This window comes from Bacillus sp. UNC41MFS5, from assembly GCF_000686805.1.
In genome coordinates this window covers 984,006-1,002,961 of sequence record NZ_KK366017.1, presented here as the reverse complement: position 1 = coordinate 1,002,961, position 18,956 = coordinate 984,006, and the positions used below count along the sequence as shown (strand labels likewise).

At 38.0% G+C, this 18,956-nt stretch carries 15 protein-coding genes and 2 riboswitches; of the genes, 4 read left to right on the top strand and 11 right to left on the bottom strand.

Annotation, left to right across the window (positions count from 1 at the left end; all coding sequences use genetic code 11):
• Positions 1–94: 94 nt before the first annotated feature.
• The 5 genes from gcvT to BR30_RS0121185 form a co-directional block, all read right to left on the bottom strand.
• Complete coding sequence (gene gcvT, locus BR30_RS0121210; RefSeq protein WP_197032377.1) at positions 95–1,207, bottom strand: glycine cleavage system aminomethyltransferase GcvT; 1,113 nt, start codon at positions 1,205–1,207, stop codon at positions 95–97.
• The gene (gene sdaAA, locus BR30_RS0121205) at positions 1,204–2,103 is read right to left on the bottom strand and encodes an L-serine ammonia-lyase, iron-sulfur-dependent, subunit alpha (protein WP_026566742.1); all 900 of its coding nucleotides are present in this window, start codon (positions 2,101–2,103) and stop codon (positions 1,204–1,206) included. The genes gcvT and sdaAA overlap by 4 nt, the downstream gene beginning before the upstream one ends.
• Positions 2,103–2,615: a serine dehydratase beta chain gene (locus BR30_RS34185; protein ID WP_051633710.1), complete on the bottom strand. Its 513-nt coding sequence runs from the start codon at positions 2,613–2,615 to the stop codon at positions 2,103–2,105. Before BR30_RS34185 ends, sdaAA begins: the two co-directional genes overlap by 1 nt.
• 14 nt (positions 2,616–2,629) lie before the next feature.
• A complete protein-coding gene (gene glyA, locus BR30_RS0121195) occupies positions 2,630–3,880 on the bottom strand; it encodes a serine hydroxymethyltransferase (protein WP_026566741.1) in 1,251 nt (416 codons plus the stop codon).
• Between the two features lie 147 nt (positions 3,881–4,027).
• Positions 4,028–4,122: riboswitch (glycine riboswitch) on the bottom strand.
• 210 nt (positions 4,123–4,332) lie between these two features.
• Positions 4,333–5,721 carry an amino acid permease gene (locus BR30_RS0121185; protein ID WP_026566739.1) on the bottom strand — a complete coding sequence of 463 codons (1,389 nt, stop codon included), beginning with the start codon at positions 5,719–5,721 and terminating at the stop codon, positions 4,333–4,335.
• Positions 5,722–6,061: 340 nt separating this feature from the next.
• Positions 6,062–6,163, bottom strand: a riboswitch (glycine riboswitch).
• Between the two features lie 706 nt (positions 6,164–6,869).
• On the opposite strand from BR30_RS0121185, the gene yyaC reads away from it, so the two are divergent.
• The gene (gene yyaC, locus BR30_RS34180) at positions 6,870–7,454 is read left to right on the top strand and encodes a spore protease YyaC (protein WP_231507758.1); all 585 of its coding nucleotides are present in this window, start codon (positions 6,870–6,872) and stop codon (positions 7,452–7,454) included.
• 102 nt (positions 7,455–7,556) lie between these two features.
• On the opposite strand, the gene BR30_RS0121175 is transcribed toward yyaC, so the two are convergent.
• Together BR30_RS0121175 and BR30_RS0121170 are read right to left on the bottom strand one after the other, a co-directional pair.
• Positions 7,557–8,876, bottom strand: coding sequence for a CitMHS family transporter (locus BR30_RS0121175; protein ID WP_026566738.1), 1,320 nt, complete (start codon positions 8,874–8,876; stop codon positions 7,557–7,559).
• A gap of 266 nt (positions 8,877–9,142) precedes the next feature.
• Entirely contained in the window at positions 9,143–10,006 is an 864-nt protein-coding gene (locus BR30_RS0121170) for a LysR family transcriptional regulator (protein WP_026566737.1), read from the bottom strand.
• Positions 10,007–10,152: 146 nt separating this feature from the next.
• On the opposite strand from BR30_RS0121170, the gene BR30_RS0121165 reads away from it, so the two are divergent.
• The gene (locus BR30_RS0121165) at positions 10,153–11,286 is read left to right on the top strand and encodes a 2-methylaconitate cis-trans isomerase PrpF family protein (protein WP_026566736.1); all 1,134 of its coding nucleotides are present in this window, start codon (positions 10,153–10,155) and stop codon (positions 11,284–11,286) included.
• A gap of 431 nt (positions 11,287–11,717) precedes the next feature.
• Here BR30_RS0121165 and BR30_RS0121155 read toward each other — a convergent pair whose 3' ends face one another.
• The 4 genes from BR30_RS0121155 to BR30_RS0121140 form a co-directional block, all read right to left on the bottom strand.
• The gene (locus BR30_RS0121155) at positions 11,718–12,896 is read right to left on the bottom strand and encodes a GNAT family N-acetyltransferase (protein ID WP_026566735.1); all 1,179 of its coding nucleotides are present in this window, start codon (positions 12,894–12,896) and stop codon (positions 11,718–11,720) included.
• A gap of 206 nt (positions 12,897–13,102) precedes the next feature.
• Positions 13,103–14,137, bottom strand: coding sequence for an electron transfer flavoprotein subunit alpha/FixB family protein (locus BR30_RS0121150; protein ID WP_026566734.1), 1,035 nt, complete (start codon positions 14,135–14,137; stop codon positions 13,103–13,105).
• A complete protein-coding gene (locus BR30_RS0121145; protein WP_026566733.1) occupies positions 14,138–14,965 on the bottom strand; it encodes an electron transfer flavoprotein subunit beta/FixA family protein in 828 nt (275 codons plus the stop codon).
• Positions 14,966–15,517: 552 nt separating this feature from the next.
• On the bottom strand, positions 15,518–16,783 hold the full coding sequence (locus BR30_RS0121140; RefSeq protein ID WP_026566732.1) for an MFS transporter: 1,266 nt from the start codon (positions 16,781–16,783) through the stop codon (positions 15,518–15,520).
• Positions 16,784–16,957: 174 nt separating this feature from the next.
• On the opposite strand from BR30_RS0121140, the gene BR30_RS0121135 reads away from it, so the two are divergent.
• Together BR30_RS0121135 and BR30_RS0121130 are read left to right on the top strand one after the other, a co-directional pair.
• Entirely contained in the window at positions 16,958–17,488 is a 531-nt protein-coding gene (locus tag BR30_RS0121135; protein WP_026566731.1) for an ECF transporter S component, read from the top strand.
• Between the two features lie 846 nt (positions 17,489–18,334).
• A complete protein-coding gene (locus BR30_RS0121130; protein ID WP_026566730.1) occupies positions 18,335–18,949 on the top strand; it encodes an RraA family protein in 615 nt (204 codons plus the stop codon).
• Positions 18,950–18,956 lie beyond the last annotated feature (7 nt).

Genomic DNA, 18,956 nt, shown 5'->3' with positions numbered 1-18,956 from the left:
TGAATTTGACCATTGAGGTCATGTAAGTAAGTTTGTGTAAGTAGAGCGGCAAGCTGACTACTGTAATAAAAGGTAATAGAATTCTATGATTCTATTAACACATTTTGTAAAACGGGGTCTTAATTACTACTGCATCAATTTGTTTATTACGGATTTCTACTTTTAGTTGTGTGTCAACTTGTGCATACTCCGTTGATACAAGGGCAAGACCAATGCTTTTCTTTAGAGTGGGTGATTGTGTTCCCGATGTAACTACACCAATTTCCTCTCCACTCTCTGAAATTACTTTATAACCATGACGGGGAATCCCACGGCCAGTTACTTCAATTCCTACTAATTTGCGTTTTAATCCTTCTTCTTTTTGTCTTAAAAGTGCCTCTTTTCCAATAAAATCACTATCTTTATTGGTTTTTACCGCGAAGCCGATTCCTGCTTCTAGAGGACTAATATCGTTTAATAGTTCTTGACCATAAAGTGCAAGACGTGCCTCTAAACGAAGGGTGTCACGTGCACCCAGTCCGCATGGCTTTAAGCCATCTTCACTACCTGCTTCTATCAACTTTTCCCATAGCGCTTCCGCCTGGTCAGCTTCTAAATAAAGCTCAAAACCATTTTCTCCCGTATAACCTGTACGTGATACAATGACATCTGTTATCCCGGAAACATTAACATGTTGTTCAAATTTAAATGAGCCAATTTCCGATAGATTGGTATCCGTTAGCTTTTGCAAAATACGTTCAGCCTTTGGACCTTGGATGGCTAGCTGAGCGGTTTCATTGGAGATATTTTTAAGTGTTACCTCCCCCTTTACATTTTGCTTCATCCATTCAAAATCTTTATCAATGTTGGCCGCGTTGATGACGAGTAAATATTTTTCATTCTTTAATTTATAAACTAATAAATCATCGACCGTTCCGCCATTCGGGTAGCACATTGCTGTATACTGTGCCTGATTGGTACTGAGCTTTGTAACATCGTTTGTGACCAGATAGTTTATGTAGCTTTCTGCATCTTTTCCTTCTACCAGCACTTCACCCATATGAGAAACATCAAAAAGTCCTACTCGGTTACGTACCGCCTCATGCTCTTCTAAAATACTTGAAAACTGTACTGGTAGTTCCCAGCCCCCAAAATCAATAACCTTTGCCCCATATTTTTTATATGTTTCAAATAAGGGTGTTCGCTTTAAGATTGTTTCTGTACTCATTGTGTTACCTCCGATTTAGATTTCCTACAAAATAACTGTTCTTTTACCTTTTTACCTGTTTCGGTCATCGCCAGACCGCCAAGTGCGGTTTCCCGAAGAGTCCGTGGCATTTCCTTTCCAACCTTATACATCGCTTCTATGACTTCGTCACATGGAATACGGCTTTCCACGCCAGCAAGCGATAAATCGGCTGCTGAAAAGGCAATCGATGTACCAATGACATTTCGCTTTATGCAAGGTACTTCCACAAGCCCTGCAACCGGATCACACACCAAGCCTAATAATGATTTCATCGCAATGGCGGTGGCATTTACGGCTTGTTGTGGTGTACCGCCTTTTAACTCTACGATTGTCCCCGCTGCCATTGCTGTTGCGGATCCCACCTCAGCTTGACAGCCCCCTGCTGCTCCAGAAATAAATGAACGGTTAGCAATCACATAACCTACCATACTTGCAGTAAATAAGCCCATGACTAAATCTTTATACGAATAGGTGTCATTTTTATAAAGAGAAAACAATACACCAGGTAAAATACCAGCCGCTCCAGCAGTTGGTGTAGCTACAATGATTCCCATACGTGCATTGCTTTCAGATGTAGCTAATGAAAACGTCATGGCATTACTAATGTAATTTCCTGACAAGGATTTACCTTGAGTCATGTAGTTATACATTTTCACAGCATCACCGCCGGAAATACCACTTGGTGCTGTTGAGCCGTCTTTAATCCCGCTATCAACGGCCTCCTTCATTTTGATCAATCGTTCTTCCATCATGCTGATTATGGTCTCTTCAGCTTTTCCTGACTTTTTCGCCTCCATCATCAACATGATTTCACCAATGGTTTTTTGTTCTCTTTCACAAACTTCAATCAGTTCTGCCATGGACTTAATTTCCATTAAATTGCCTCCATAAATACTTTCTCGTTTGGTTGGTAATGACTAGCGAGGGACGTAAAGTCATCGCCTGAACTTAAACGAATATCTACTTTTCTTCCGTTAATCATAAAGATTTTCGATAAACCACCGCCAAGGGATACTCCTCCAACTTTTACAGCACGATTATTGCATTTTGCTGTCACAATGGTTGTATTGGGATGATTATAATAAGTACATTTGTCTTCAAATTCGAAATGGTACTGCATGCCATCCTCTTTTGCCCACTCCAACGAATTTTTAATTCTTGGATCATCGGTATTCATTCCAAGCAATCCGCCTATGAGCGCTTTATCCGTCCCATGGCCTTGATACGTTTCGGCAAAGGAATCATAAAATACAATTTTTGTCTCTTCTGGACAACGACCTAACAGTTCATATATAAATTTTCCGATTGACACAACACCTGCTGTATGTGAGCTCGAGGGTCCAACCATAATCGGGCCGATTATATCAAAGCAACTTTGAAATTCCATGAAATGTCTCCTTCTTAAACAGTAATTGGGTGTTGAAATAGTGGATAGTTACCACAAATATTTTTAGTAGTTTCTTTTGCTTGTTTAAGAACTTCTAGATTACCTTTACTTTTCAGAACAGCAGCGATTACTTTCCCGATTTTCTCCATATCATCCTGCTTCATTCCGCGAGTTGTTAAAGCAGCAGTTCCCATACGGATTCCACTTGTGACAAACGGGCTTGTAGGATCATAGGGAATCGTGTTTTTGTTAACAGTAATACCTGCATCTTCTAACAATTTCTCTGCTTCTTTTCCTGTTAAGTTCCACGGGCGAACATCTAAAAGAACAATGTGATTGTCTGTACCTCCAGAGACAAGGGTTGCTCCTTCTTTCTTTAACGTATCCGCTAGTGCTGCTGCATTATCAATGATTTGTTTCGCGTAATCTTTAAAACTTGGTTGTAAAGCTTCATTGAAAGCAACTGCTTTAGCTGCAATGATGTGCATGAGGGGACCGCCTTGAATTCCTGGAAATACGGATTTATTAATCGCTTTGATTATCTCTTCATCGTTTGATAAAACGATACCGCCTCGTGGTCCTCGTAACGTTTTATGCGTAGTGCTTGTCACAACATCTGCATACGGAACTGGCGATGGATGAAGACCAGCTGCAACGAGTCCTGCAATATGCGCCATATCCACCATGAATTTTGCACCAACTTGATCTGCAATTTGTCTAAAGCGTGCAAAATCAATCGTTCTTGGGTAAGCACTTGCCCCTGCAATAATCAATTTAGGCTGTTCTTTTTTCGCGACTTCTTCCAGCTCATCATAATCAATCAAATGAGTGTCTTCTTTTACCCCATAAGACACAACCTCAAACCATTTTCCTGAAACACTAACAGGACTTCCATGCGTTAAATGCCCACCTTGTGAAAGGTTCATTCCCATGATTTTATCGCCAGGCTGAAGCAGTGCGAAAAAAACAGCAAAATTAGCTTGTGCACCTGAGTGAGGTTGAACGTTTGCATATTTAGCACCAAACAGCTTTGTTAAACGATCAATAGCTGCTTGTTCTGCCACATCGACAAATTCACATCCGCCATAGTAACGCTTTCCTGGATAGCCTTCTGCATATTTATTGGTCAACACACTTCCCATTGCTTCTAAAACATCCTGGCTCACGAAGTTTTCTGATGCAATCAACTCCAATGTTTGATGCTGACGATCTTGCTCCTTTTTAATTGCTTCAAAAATGGTTTGATCATTTTGTTGTAAACTCATGTAAACTCCTCCTTGAAATATCGTTCAAGCTCCCCTTTATGTTTCAAACATGGAAAATTTATCAGCTACTCTCCAGGTCGTCATTGCGAAACATCTGTTTTTTTGCACGCAAAAAAGGACAGAAGAAGGGGAAGCTAAAAAGCTTCATTTCCCTTCTCTGTCCTTTTACCTGAGAGTTTAGTTCTTTGTCGAACCTTCCCCTTTGGTGGCATAAATATTATGCGCTCTCCAGAGTTGCGTCCCGCTGTGGTTCCATCTACCTGAGAGATTAATTCCAAGGGTTTTTTTTGGAACTTGCTCCTTCGGTGGCGTGTAAAAATTGCACTCTCCCACAACCGTCATCCGCTCTATTTTTTTATTATTTTCAGAATAATTGTTAAAGGAATCCAAGTCAAGCTTTTTTTTGAAAACGGTAACAACAGTAGATAAATAAGACATTTTTAAGTTGCCTCTTAATTTTCTGCTATCTTTTCCTGATTGACTTGATCTGCATAGTTTGCTTTCATATTTCGCATCTTATATATGGCAATTAGTAAAATAAACCAAACAGGAGTTACAAACAAGGCAACGCGAGTATCTTCTGCAAGTGCAAGCACGACAAGAACGAATGCTAGAAAAGCTAGGATTAAGTAATTAGAAAATGGATAAAGCGGCAATTTAAATTTGTTTACTTTTGCTAGATCTGGTCTTGTTTTACGGTATTTCAAATGGCTAATGGCGGTAATACCCCAAATAAAGATAAAACATACGGTAGAAATACTTGTAATTAGTGTGAATACTCCTTCTGGCATGACATAGTTCAACACAACGGCAATTAAAATGACCACAGTTGAAAAGAGCAATGCATTGGAAGGTACTTTACGGGCAGTAAGTTTTGTAAATGGTACAGGTGCATTTTTATCTTTGGCAAGTGAATATACCATCCGGCTTGTACTGAAGATGGCGCTGTTACATGCCGACGCTGCCGATGTTAGAACAACAAAGTTAACAATACCTGCAGCTGCAGCAATCCCAACCGCCACGAAGACTTGGACAAATGGGCTTTTCGCCGGATTTATCGCGTTCCAAGGATAAATACTCATTATGACAAATAGTGCACCAAGGTAGAAAATAAAAACCCTAATTGGGATATTATTGATTGCTTTTGGAATAACTTTTTCCGGGTCCTTGGTTTCACCTGCTGTTAGTCCCACAAGTTCTATGCCGGTAAACGCAAACACAACCATCTGGAATGAGAGAATAAACCCATTTATGCCATTTGGGAACCAACCGCCATGGCTCCATAAATTTGTGAAACTGGATGCACCTGCATCAGTGGAGAAGCCTTTAATAATCATGAAAACACCAATGACAATGAGTGCTAAAATCGCGATGACTTTAATTAAAGCGAACCAGAATTCCATTTCTCCAAACAGCTTTACAGTAGCAAGGTTCATAATCAGCAAAATGACAAGCGCAATTAATCCTGGCATCCACTGTGGTACAGACGGAAACCAATATTGGGTATAAAGCCCAACTGCTGTTAAGTCTGCCATGGCGATTGATATCCAGCAAAACCAGTAGGTCCATCCCGTGATAAATGCTGCCATATTCCCTAAATAGTCTCTTACAAAGTCAACAAAAGAATGATAGTTCAAATTGGTTAAGAGCAGTTCGCCAAGCGCACGCATGATTAAAAAGCAAATGGTTCCAGTAATGATATAAGCAAATAGAATCGAAGGTCCTGCCAAATGAATAGATTTTCCTGCACCTAGAAATAATCCTGTTCCGATTGCTCCACCAATAGCGATTAGTTGTACGTGCCTGTTTTTTAGTCCTCTAGCCAATTTCTGTTCCTGCATATGAATCCCCACCTTCTACTTTTTTATTTTGACAAAGATCAGTCCCACCCAATTACAATTCTTACTCCTCCTTATTTTTTAGATTCGTTATTTCCCTAATCAGTAGATAAAATTATAAAAAAGCCATTTTGGAAGTTTTTGATGATCTTCACTTTTTACATGGCTAAATGCTAATGTTGGGTTAGAAGTGATTAATTAGAATTTTGTTAATTTCTGCAACAAAAAAAGGACAGAAGAAGGCAATGTTTCACCTTCTCTGTCCTTTTACCTGAAAGTTTGTTCCGCATCAAAGCGAATCCCCTTTGGTGGCATATCCAGAAATATGCACTCTCCAGAGCTACGTCATGTATTGGTTCTTTTTACCTGAGAGATTTATTCCAAGGATTTTATGGAACTTGCTCCGTCGGCGGCGACATTCGTCACTCTCTCCCAATACAATCGACCGTAAAATATTAAATTATGTATAAAAAATTTGTAAAACCACGAAAGAGAAAATTGTCTAAAAATTGAAAGCGCATTCACAAAATAATAATCTCACAGACTTATTCCTATGTCAATAAAATAATAAAAAATTTCGAAGATTGAAAAAGCTACTTCAGCGGGATTCCGTGGGAATCGAACCCATCAAACCTGGCAAGAATGTCTTAAGTTATGTTCAGTATATCCATAAATCGAAACGATTCATCCATTTCACCGTTCATTTTTAATATAAAATTTTTTAGTCTAGACAATTAAAAATTTTGTATTTTATTTATTTCTTTATCTATTGTATATTTACCATATTTACATCTGGTCGCTTAAAAATATGTAGTTTATCGTTAACATAAAATCAAAGATTAGTGAAAGAAGGAAATTTGTAAAGAATACTGATGCATTATTAGTACAAATTGGATTTATCAATAGCAGCCTATTCTTTATCGTACTACATGGAGATGCTACATACGTTTTACCAGTGCAAGTATTGAGAGTAGTTGTGTTTGTGCAATACTTCCTTTCTTTTTTAAACTATTAGTAGATAGGGAGGTAAAAAAGAAAACATCCCATCTTGCCCAGTTTTAAGTTACTGTTTTCATGCTGGTTAGCTGATATAATAGTAGTAGGTACTTTTACAGGAAAAATAATTATGTATTGAATTTGGGGGAAATAGAATGTGCCCTTTTTACAATAATCATGAAAACACACAACAAGAAAACACATTGTTTAGAATTAAAGTGAAAGAAATGATGGAAGAAAAGGAAATTGAGGCAGCTGCAAGGATTATGGAAGAAATAATCACTTGCTCTACGCTTGAACATAGAGATATTGTGTTTCTATGCATTGGTTCAGACCGGTATGTAGGAGATTCACTGGGGCCTTTAGTGGGTACTATGCTTAGAGAAAGTCATGTTCCTTATCATGTGTATGGTACTTTGAAAGAACCTGTTCATGCATTTAACTTAAAGGATATTTTGAAAGATATCAATAAGCAACTAAAAAAGCCGTTAATTATCAGTATTGATGCATGTTTGGGTGAAAAAAGCCAAGTTGGATTTATGATTTTTAACAAAGGGCCGCTTGCTCCTGGCAAGGCCCTGGAGAAAATTTTACCTGAAGTTGGAGATTACCATATCAAAGGTGTGGTCAACTATATTGATCCCCTGCCCGCATCACAATTTATTAATGACACTCGATTATACACCGTATTCAATTTTGCCAGAACGATTGTGAAAATCATTCGTCTTACCGTACAATAAACCTTCATTTACAAAATTATATAAAACAGAGCTGCTTTCGAATTCACTGGCTGTACCGATTCGAAAACAGCTCTGAATTTATTCTATTATCATTTCATTTCCTCATTTAAAAAGTGTAAATGCTCCAGTTAATATAGCAGCAATGGTGACCACCAATGAGCAGATAACAGCCCATTTGAAAGCATATTTCTGGAATTCTCCCAAGTCGGTATTAATCATTCCTATTAATAACAGTGTAGATGCGACTAAAGGACTTAAAAAGTGTACAGGCTGACCTAAAACGGAAGCTCTGGCTACTTCCAAAGGATCAACGCCATATGCAGATGCCGCTTCTGCCAAAATTGGCAAAACACCAAAGTAATAAGCGTCATTCGACAAAACGAATGTAAACGGCATACTTGTCAACGCCACCACTACAGGGAAGTAAGATCCAACAGAAGCTGGTATTATAGAAACTAGTGAATGGGCGATTGCATCTACCATTTTTGTTCCAGAAAAAATACCTGTAAATATCCCTGCTGCAAAAACGAGAGTAACAACTGTTAGAGCATTACCTGCATGTGAAATGATACGATCTTTTTGTTGCTTCAAATTAGGGTAATTAATCGTAGAAGCAAGAACAAACCCTATTAAAAATAACACTGGAGCTGGCAATATTCCCATTACCAAAACGAACATGACCACGAGCGTTAACAGAAGATTAATCCATATCAACTTAGGCCGCTTAAAATTCTCAGTCATTTCCAAAGCTATAGCTGCTTCAGGAATGACAGAAATGGTTCTAGAAGGAAACTCCACACTAATTATTCCAATCTTTTTTCGTTCTTTTCTCCCAAGGAAATATGCTGTAAACAAGATACTTCCCATTCCTGCAAATAATGTAGGCAAGAGTGGAATAAAAAATTCATTGGCATCAAGGCCCAAAGAGGCAATTGCTCTTGTAGCTGGACCTCCCCAAGGAGTCATGCCGCTCATAATACTGACAGAAAGCATAGAAATAGTCCCAAGTACAAGTGGATTCATGCCTAATCTCAAATAAAGCGGCAGCAATGCAGAAATTGTAATCATGTGTGTTGTTGTACCGTCTCCATCAAGTGCAACTGTCATAGCAATGATTGCAGTTCCTATTGCGATTTTTACTGGATCCCCTTTTACCAATCTCAACATTTGTTTAATTAGCGGATCGAACAACCCAGCGTCAATTAAAATACCGAAAAATAGAATTGCAAATAATAATAGAGCTGCTGAAGGCGCAACAACCTTTAATCCTTCCTGCATCATATCTCCAAGCTTTGAACCAAAGCCTCCAACTAATCCAAAGCCAATTGGAACAACTACAAGGGCAGTAACAGGAGATAATCGTTTAGCCATAATCAAGTAAGTAAAAACGACAACCATTGAAATTCCTAAAAACGTAATAATATAAATTCCCCCCTTAATAAGTAATCGCTTACAAACAAAGAGATTAAAAAGAAATTATATCAACTTCTATTAATCTCTGAAAACTATATTTTTAGAATATTGCAATGAGTATAATAAGTAAAATATATATTTTTTTATGTATTACTAAAAAAAAACTTATAATCAACTTGGACACTATGTATAAATAACTTTCATAGGTTGTGTATTAATCAAATTAAGGACAAAGAAGTAAAGTACTGCTTCTTTGTCCCTACAGATCTATTTTTTTATAAATTAGAATTTTGGGTTAAGAAATCAACAAAGGTTTTTACAGTTGATAGTTGTAATGCTTCCCTGTTATACATTAAACATGTACTTCTTAATACGGGCGTATCATTTTTGTAAGACAATCCATATGTATATAAATTATCAGAGGGTTGTAAACAAATTTCAGGCAATATGGCAATCCCTAAATCGTTTTTAACCATTTCCTTGCACGTTTCCTGCCTGTCTATTTCCATTGTTACCATCGGTGGTTCAGAAAATCGATCGTGCCACCAGCCATTGATAAGATTTTTTAGGGAACTATCTGTTTGATAATGAATAAAAGGGAGTTCAGGCAATTTATTGATGTCAATTTCATGTTTGGATATAAGATAAAGCCTTTCCTCATGCAGCATTGTTTTGACTCCATACCAATCATAATTTCCACGCAGTATTCCCACTTGAACCTTTGATGAATTAAGCAAGTTCATAATACCGGTACTCCAGCCTGTATGCACACTAAACTGTACGTTAGGATACTCAATAGAGAACTTCTTTAATAGTTTGGGAAGTTTATATTGAGCAAAGTTACTTGATACTCCTATCCTTAATGTTCCTCTTACTTCCTCCCGCATATTTAGCATATAATCTTTTGTCTGCTGAAGTTTTTTTATCATTTCTTCAGCATAATCAGCTAAATAAACACCTTCAGAAGTAAATTCGGTTCCCCCTTTTATCTTGTAAAACAATTCAGTCCCAAGTTCTTTTTCTAAATTCTTTAATCGGTAGGTTAAAGCAGGCTGTGATATAAATAATCGTTCCGATGCCCGGCTAATATTTTTTTCTTCATATAAAACTTTAATTGCAACCCAATCTTTCTCATCCATATGAATCCCCCATTCCTTTTTATATTATAAGTATTTTTTTATATTTTTTCTTAAAATTATCTATTTTACTTATGATTTAGTTTATCATACGATGTTTTCATAAGAAAAACGATTTTTCAAATAATTAAAATAAAGGGGTATGGAATATGAAAGTTCCGGTTGTTATTATGCGAGGAGGAACAAGTAAAGGAGTATTCTTGAATTACGAAAACATGCCTAAAAATCGTGCAGTTTGGGAGAAGTTTCTCCTTGATATTATGGGCAGTCCTGATCAAAGACAAATTGACGGGCTGGGCGGCGCAAATTCCTTAACTAGTAAAGCAGCGATTATTAAAAAGTCTAATATAGAAGGAGTTGACATCGAATATACATTTGCACAAATTAGCATTGAAGATCAATTAGTTGATTTTAAAGGAAATTGCGGCAATATTTCTTCTGCAGTAGGGCCATATGCGATTGAACAAGGTCTTGTACATGCAATAGAACCTGTGACGATAGTAAGAATATTAAATACTAATACAAAAAAATTAATTATAGCAGAAGTTGAAGTTAAAAATGGGAAAGTGAAAACTGAAGGAAAATGTTCAATCCCTGGTGTTCCAGGAACTGGTTCCCCTATTTACCTTTCCTTTACCCGTTCTGAGGGGGCAGTAACTGGGAAGCTCTTTCCAACCGGAAAACATGTAGACTGGATCCAAACAAAAAATAGTACCATTCCTATTTCCATTATTGATGTTGCCAATCCCCTTGTTTTTGTCAGAGCAGAAGATGTGGGGCTAAAAGGAAACGAATTGCCTCATGAGTATACTCCAGAAAAATTAAAGGAATTAGAAGAAATTAGATCTCTAGCAGCTGAAATGTGCCACTTTTCGAAAAAAGAAGAAGCAACTAAAAAGTCTCCAGCTGTGCCAAAAATGACCCTCATTGCCCCTCCAATGGATTTTATTGATGTGACTGGCATTAAGAGAAATGCGTCAGAAATGGATTTGGCAATAAGAATGATGTCAATGCAAAAGCCGCATCAAGCGCTTGCTATTACAGGTGCCATCTGTACAACTGCCGGTGCTTTCCTGAAGGATACCATTTTGTCGGATATCGTGACAATCAACCACGAAATCCTTAGATTAGCACACCCTGCTGGAATTATGGAAACAAAGGTAGACTTGCTTGCAGGCAATATAAATTCAATAAAGGTAGTGCGTACAGCTAGAACCATCCTAGAAGGTTCCGTTTTTACAAAGGACGATTATCAACTTTCAGATTTAGCTATAGAGGCATAGGCTAACTTCCTAATTTCAGTGTGCTAGTCATAAAAATTCAGAAAAAAATCGGGGGAATTTTAAATGTGGGTGATCACAAGGTATACAGAAAAAAGTATTAAAATATTTGAATTTGATACTGAAAAAGAAGCGAGAGATGCATTAAGCGAAATGCACGGGTATTCAATATTAACAGAAGTGATCTTTTATAATAACCCCTGCCTTGCTATATGAATTTTAGGTATTTAACTGATAATTTACCAGAAAAGATGACTAGTAACCCCATTCTCTTGTGAGGATGGGGTTATTAACTTCCCATAGAAAAGAGCAAGCTCCACTTTAATTAATAGTAAAAGAAAAGTAACCAATTTTTAATGGGTCGTTATGAATCAACCTCTGAAGGGGAAAAACGTCATAATAGTACTATTCTACTAATAGATACTACAATAATATTAAAAGAAATCAAAAAATGACGATTTCATCGATGGGATCATTTTTTCAAAAAGATCGATCTCATTCTTGGAACCTTTCAAATATCCCATTTCAAAAAGTTCCATCGGTCTCTTGTATCCGAATAGAATCGCTGAAAGGGAATTAATATTTAATTGAATCCCTTTTTTAGGAGGATGAACACAGTGACCTCCCGTTTTTTCTTTAAACACCTTGATTTCTCCCTTTCCTAGCAGATAGCTCCCATTATTCCAAGGTGCATGTGTATCTTCAAGATGGAGGAATAGAAACTCATTTTCTTCTTGAAACGGAAATTTCCGTAAACATTCTTCAGCATCGACAATTCTTGCCATAAAATAGGGCGCTAACTCCATTTTCACCTTTGGCTGCGGCAGAAAATAAGGAAATGGATCGTGGCTCGCAAGATTCATAGTTACTGTTTCAACCATGGAGTCATGCTGGCATATGAAATTCCATAGCCCTTTTCTCGCATCATGGTTAATAGTAACTAGCTCTTCCACCTCCATATTTCTTTCCTTCACTTGGTACAGAAGATAGCCCATTGCCTCGTTCTCGGATTGGTAATAGACAGCAAGTTGCGAATCTTTATTATATACATGTTGTTTCCACCAATTCGTATCTCGTTTTAGCATTCCTGTATGTTGAGTGCAAAATTGCTGGTAAATCTTTTCTATCTCCTCATGATGGGTCTCCTTGGAATATCTCCTAATAAAACCTGGCTGCATTTCAAGGAACTTAAGGTTTACTTTTTCAAACGTTAATTTCTTCTGTTCACTTAATACCTCCCAACCATATTTCCGATAAAAAGAGATATCAAATGGGTGTAAAAGCGATACAATCTGATTATTATTTCGCATGTGTTTCAAAGATTCGATAATGAGTGTGTTTACATAACCATTTCGTCTAAACTCCGGGTATGTAGCAACTCCCGCTATTCCACCCATTTTCCATTCGGCATCCTTCATGAAAATTGTTAGTGGAATAATATGTAGTTTGGCAGCCAGAATGTTCTCATCATCCCATATTCCAAGAATATGATGATTTTTCATTGATTCTTTCCTAGCCGGTATATCAACTTCTGGAATCTTATATTGAAAAGCGTACATTGATAGTTTCATTGATTCTAAGTATTCATTCTCTGTAATTTCTCTAACCAGCATTTAGCCCAATCCCTTTCTTTCCTCGAAGTAGTATATTTATGATTTTAATGATAAAACAATATGCTTATTTTTCCAACAAAATCTGGTAATTTAAACCTCAACTCTAGAGGTTACCGATGATAAGGATCAATTTCCTTCTAAAAAAGCCTCGTTTGCTTCATTGGGTTTCCCAACGAAGCAAACGAGGCTGCCCTGACATCATTAGATTAAACTTCTCTGGTATTACTTACCTTTTCTCTGGATAAAGCCTTTGTAAACTGTTCAATTAATATAGGAACGATTTCAAAGGCATCGCCAACAATTCCATAATGACAATTCTGAAAAATAGGGGCCTCTTTGTCCTTATTTATGGCAATAATTAAACCTGAATTTTTCATTCCCACAATATGTTGAATCGCACCGGAGATTCCAATCGCAAAATAAATTTTTGGCGTTACTGTTACACCGGTTTGCCCTACTTGATGAGGATGGTCGATCCACCCCGCTTCTACTACATCTCTGCTGGCACCAACCGCTCCTCCAAGCGTTTCCGCCAATTGGTGGATTAACTGAAATCCTTCGAAGCTCCCTAATCCTTTTCCACCTGCAACAATGATGTCCGCTTCGTCGATTCGTACCTTCTTTACAGTTTCCTTTACAATTTCCAAGACTTTTGTCCTGATATCGTCTTCCTTTAGGGGTATTGTTTCTTCAACCACCTTGCCGGTTCTCCCCGACTCCGGGTCCAGCGCCTTCATGACTTTGGCGCGTACTGTCGCCATTTGCGGCCGGTATTTTTTACATAAAATGGTCGCCATAATATTTCCGCCAAAAGCCGGCCTGCTCGCCAATAGTAACCCCGTTTCCTCTTCCACATCCAGCTCTGTCGTATCTGCCGTTAAACCTGTCGGAAGATCGGTAGCCACCGCACTTGCTAGGTCTTTTCCAGTTGAGGTGGCCCCATAGAGGATAATTTCAGGTTTGTGTTTATCCGAGCACTCCAGCAGCGCCTTCATGTAGGTTTCGGTCCGGTAATGTTTAAAGATGGGTTGATCATATACGTACACTGTATCTGCTCCATATTCAAATACGGTTTTTGTTAAATCCTTAACATTTTCTCCAATTAGAATACCTGCCAATTCCACTCCCCGTTTATCTGCCAGCTTTCTTCCGGCTCCCAATAATTCAAGGGATACAGAAGCAACGACACCATCTTTTTGTTCAATGAACACCCAAACACCTTTGTAATCTTTGAAATCCAATTACACTCCCTCCTTTGTTTCAAACAGTTCTTTCTTTTCAAGCAGGACAGAGAGCAATTGCTCTACTTGTGCAGTTGGGGTGCCATCAAGGAACGTCCCCCCTGCCGGTTTTTGCGGAGCCCATACTTTGGAGACAATCGTCGGGGATCCCTTCAAACCAAGCTGCTTAATGTCTACCCCTTCCAAGTCATCAACAGACCAGATATGGGGTTGATATCTTGCAGCTTTCAGCATGTTTGGAAGTGGAGAATACGGTACTTCATTGATTGTTTTTTCAACGGAAAACAGGCACGGCAATGTGGACCTTACGACTTCATATCCGTCCTCCAACTTGCGATAAACAATGGCATATCCTTCCTCTTGATTGACTTCCTCTACTTTATTCACAGACGTAAGTGGTGGAATATCGAGCCGTCGTGCAATTCCAGGTCCGACTTGCCCGGTATCTCCATCGATGGACATTTTTCCGCAAATGATCAAATCAACGGGATTCGTTTTTGCAATTTTTTCAATCGCCTTTGTCACAGCATAGCTCGTTGCCAATGTATCCGCACCCGCGAACCGGCGGTCTGTAATCAAATAACCTTCATCGGCGCCAATTTCAATACACTTTTTAATGGCGGTAACTGCTGGAGGCGGCCCCATTGTTACAACAGAAACGATTCCTCCATACCTATTCTTTAGCCGAACCGCCTCTTCAACAGCGTGAGCATCATACGGATTCAATATCGCAGGCGCCGTCCTACGATCCATCGTATTTGTTTTTGGATTCATCTTGATAATTTTGGTGTCAGGCACTTGCTTAATACAGGCTACAATATGCAGCATTTAACCCCTCCCTTTATTAACAGACACATGGTCCTTTAGTTACAGTAATATGAAACTTGCCGGTGTTTTTCGGCTAAAAAGCCTTTTTACTCCCGTTACAATTACTTTATTAGAAGAGATGTCCTTACATTCGAAATTTCTAACAATATCTATGTAAATGTTGCAATTGCAAAGTCAACACTAAGAAAAAAACGTACACGTGTGGAATCTAAAGGGTTCCGTTTTCGAGTGCTTTCTTATGAAAAGACACAAGAATTGACGTATGAATTTGCTGATTCCGCTTCTAGGATCAAGAGGGTCCGCACTTATCGGTTGGATGATCAGGTTAAGCACCCGAGCTGATAAATAGACGGAAAGTTTCCGCTTAATCCGTAATTATTATTAAAAAACGCTTAAATAGACGGAGAAATTCCGCCTATTAACTCGATAAACGTGCAAATAGGAGATTTTGCTTTGCATAAACGGAAAATTATCCCGAAACGAGCTCCCATTTGCATTTAACCGGAAAATCTCCGTTTATTTTAATTTTGCTGTTACTCAATTTAGAACTAATTAATTTTGAGTCATGTTTTTCATCTGGCACTTTTCCTTAATACAGATCACTCCCATCACACCAATCATAGAGAAAATAACTGGAGTGATGAAACCATAGTAGTACCCATTACCCACACTACCTGAAGCTGTTTGAAAATGATCCAACACATATCCAAAAATGCTTGGCAGCAATACCGCACTTAGAAATCCGCCCGTATTCGCAAACCCAGATACAATGCCAGATTCTATTAGAGGAAAAGATTGACGAACGACAGCAAAGGTTAAAGCACTAGATCCGTAACCAAAGCCAATGATAAAGAAAAGCATAACGAGGATGGATAAAGGTGGATTCCCATTAAATAAAAGAAAGAAGGACCAACTCAATAAAATCATGATATGAACAATAACATAAGGTCGTTTAATTGTTTCGAATCGGCTTGAAATCCAACTAGTTATAGGAGCACCAATAAGTGCTCCAATAAGACCAATCATAATGAGTTGACTCGCATCTGAACGAGTCATTCCATAGACATCCATCCCATAAGGCACTGCCCACGAACCGATAAATCCTACATATGCACCTACAACCCCAAAGTGACAAAAAAATAAAGCCCACGCCTGACGATTCGAAAATATTCTTCTTATTAGCGCGAACGTTTTTTCACGTGGTATCTCTTCTTTAACAGCGGCCGATTTGGTATGAAAGATTTGTTTGGGTTTTTTTATGAGAATAAAATAAAGAAGGATTCCACACAGACATAAGAGCAGTCCCGCTGAAAAAAATGCCCCCCTCCAACCAAGCAGGTTAATTAATATGGAGAACGGGACTGTTGCAAAAAGGAAACCAAGACTTCCCGTCATTCCTGCCAAACCAATTAATCGAACAAATTCCTTTACTTTAAACCATTGGCCCAAAATTAACACCAGATTGACCCAAATGGTCGCATCCCCCGTTCCCGTCAATATTCTTGCCAAAAACAGGACAATTTCATGGGTACCAAGACTATAAATGATTGTACCTAAGCCGGTAAGTATGGCACCTATTATGAGGAAAAAATTGGGTCCAAATCGATCAGCGAAAATACCCATTGGAATTTGCAATCCTGTGTATACAAAAAATTGTATACTTGTTAGTAACCCAATCGTTGTAGCTGTTACATTAAAATCCCTCATCACTTCTTCTGTAATCAACCCCGGTGCGGTTCGTTGGCTCGCCATCAATAAATAAGTAAACATGACCGCAGCAAATACAATCCATCTAAATCTGCTATTTTGTTTGTCCAATGATTTCTACTCCTATTTGCTTTTAATCCTATATATATGGATTTTCTATAACAGTAGAAACCTGTTTTTAAAAAGATGCGGGAAATCAACTTGAAATCTAATAAATGTTTCAAAATTCCATTTATTAAATATTATTTGTATGATATTATTTTTAAAAAAAGAAGGGGTTAACATATGGAATCAACATTCTCATCAACAAAAACAACATCTAAGACAAAAGCCATTGTCATCAATGCACTTTTCATTGCTTTAACTCTCTTAGCTACGATGTTCATTAACATAAAGCTGCCAATAATGGGTAACGGAGGGCTAATTCATCTGGGCAACGTGCCTCTTTTTATAGCAGCCTTGGTTTACGGCAAGAAAACAGGAGCCATAGCAGGCGCCTTCGGAATGGGTTTCTTCGATCTGATCTCTGGCTGGGCAATATGGTCCCCGTTTACATTTATCATCGTAGGTGCAATGGGCTTCGTAGTCGGACTTATTTCCGAAAAAGTACCCGGCAATAAAATCTTTGTTAACACTCTGGCAATTGCCACTGCATTAATCATAAAAGTTGTTGGCTATTATTTTGCAGAAGTGATCCTTTATAGTAACTGGATACAGCCATTCGGCTCCATCCCTGGTAACATAATGCAGGTCGTAATAGCAGGTATCATTGTAGTACCTCTTGCAGAACGCTTAAAGAGTAGAGCCTTAAGATAACAAAGTAGAAATGATTGTTTATTAGGAGAATAACTACTAGTTTAATGATATTGTTCAGAGGTTTGGTCATCATTCGCTTAATGATGACCTTTTCTTCGGTTTTCTTCCGGAGTTTTGGTCTTCATCAGCTTAATGATGACCTTTTCTTCGGCTTTCTTTCGGAATTTTGGTCATCATCAGCTTGATGATAACCTTTTCTTTGGCTTTCCTTCAGTAGTTTGGTCTTCATCAGCTTAATGATGACCTTTTCTTCGGCTTTCTTTCGGAATTTTGGTCATCATCAGCTTGATGATAACCTTTTCTTCGGCTTTCTATCAGTAGTTTGGTCTTCATCAGCCAAATGATGACCTTTTCTACTTCTCACTTCCAGAGCTTGGGTCTTCATCAGCTTAATGATGACCTTTTCTACTTCTGACCTCAGGAGCTTGGGTTTTCATCAGCTATTTTGAAAGAATAAGATAATTATCCAGACACTTTTCAGCGACAAAGTAAGATCATCCTCTATTAAAGAATATCAGATAGATCAATACCTAGACGCTCTGCCTCCTTCATCCCTCCAATTATCTTCTATCTTTGGTATCGCTTTCATAATTAACTTTAAAATAGAATACTATTAAAATAAAATTCACTCTTTTTATCTAATGCCATAACTTTTAATTATGGAATTGTTTGATATATTTATTATCTATGAAATATTTAGAATTTTTGAATTTTAGCTTAATGTAATTCAAACTTTTTTTGATTCCTTTTGGTTATATTCATCCATTCTTTTTTACTATTATATAAAGTCCAAGGTTTTTTGTAGCATTAAATTACATTCTATTATTATCTTAAAGGAGGGCCAAAATGAGCGAGATAGTTTCAGCATTTCAAGAGATTCCAACCACGTGCATTTCTGACACTATGCAAGGACTAAATAATATGGATCCATTAATTAAACCATTAAAAGAAGAATACAGAATAGCAGGTCGAGCCTATACTGTAAAAATGCCTGTTGGAGATAATCAATGCGTTTTACGTGCTATTCGTGAAGCCAAGCCAGGAGATATTCTCGTTGTGGATGCCAAAGGAGATACTTATCGTACCATTGCAGGGGATTTTATCCTTGGACTTGCACAAACATTAGGAATTGCAGGGGTTATAACCGATGGAGTCATTCGTGACATCCTTGGTGTAAAAAAGCTTAATTTTCCAGTTTTCTGCAAAGGCACGACTGTTGCATCAAGTGCTAAGGGTGGTTGGGGAGAAGTTAACGTCCCGATTTCTTGCGGTGGAACCTCAGTTAGTCCCGGAGACATCATTGTAGCGGATGCTGATGGGGTCGTAGTCGTTCCGAAAGCAATCGAGGAAGAAGTATTAAGGAAAGCAAAAGAAAAGCTTGTTAAAGATCAAGAACGGGATGAGAAAGTTTCCGGAAAACCCGATGAAGTGATCCGTTATTTAGATAGTATGTTAAAATAAATAGATA

Coding starts and splice junctions, on each gene's coding strand:
- BR30_RS34185 (WP_051633710.1), bottom strand. CDS start 2,615: ATGGAATTTCAAAGTTGCTTTGATATAATCGGCCCGATTATGGTTGGA.
- glyA (WP_026566741.1), bottom strand. CDS start 3,880: ATGAGTTTACAACAAAATGATCAAACCATTTTTGAAGCAATTAAAAAG.
- yyaC (WP_231507758.1), top strand. CDS start 6,870: ATGTGCCCTTTTTACAATAATCATGAAAACACACAACAAGAAAACACA.
- BR30_RS0121185 (WP_026566739.1), bottom strand. CDS start 5,721: ATGCAGGAACAGAAATTGGCTAGAGGACTAAAAAACAGGCACGTACAA.
- BR30_RS0121155 (WP_026566735.1), bottom strand. CDS start 12,896: ATGCTGGTTAGAGAAATTACAGAGAATGAATACTTAGAATCAATGAAA.
- BR30_RS0121145 (WP_026566733.1), bottom strand. CDS start 14,965: ATGCTGCATATTGTAGCCTGTATTAAGCAAGTGCCTGACACCAAAATT.
- BR30_RS0121135 (WP_026566731.1), top strand. CDS start 16,958: ATGGAATCAACATTCTCATCAACAAAAACAACATCTAAGACAAAAGCC.
- BR30_RS0121165 (WP_026566736.1), top strand. CDS start 10,153: ATGAAAGTTCCGGTTGTTATTATGCGAGGAGGAACAAGTAAAGGAGTA.
- BR30_RS0121130 (WP_026566730.1), top strand. CDS start 18,335: ATGAGCGAGATAGTTTCAGCATTTCAAGAGATTCCAACCACGTGCATT.
- gcvT (WP_197032377.1), bottom strand. CDS start 1,207: ATGAGTACAGAAACAATCTTAAAGCGAACACCCTTATTTGAAACATAT.
- sdaAA (WP_026566742.1), bottom strand. CDS start 2,103: ATGGAAATTAAGTCCATGGCAGAACTGATTGAAGTTTGTGAAAGAGAA.
- BR30_RS0121170 (WP_026566737.1), bottom strand. CDS start 10,006: ATGGATGAGAAAGATTGGGTTGCAATTAAAGTTTTATATGAAGAAAAA.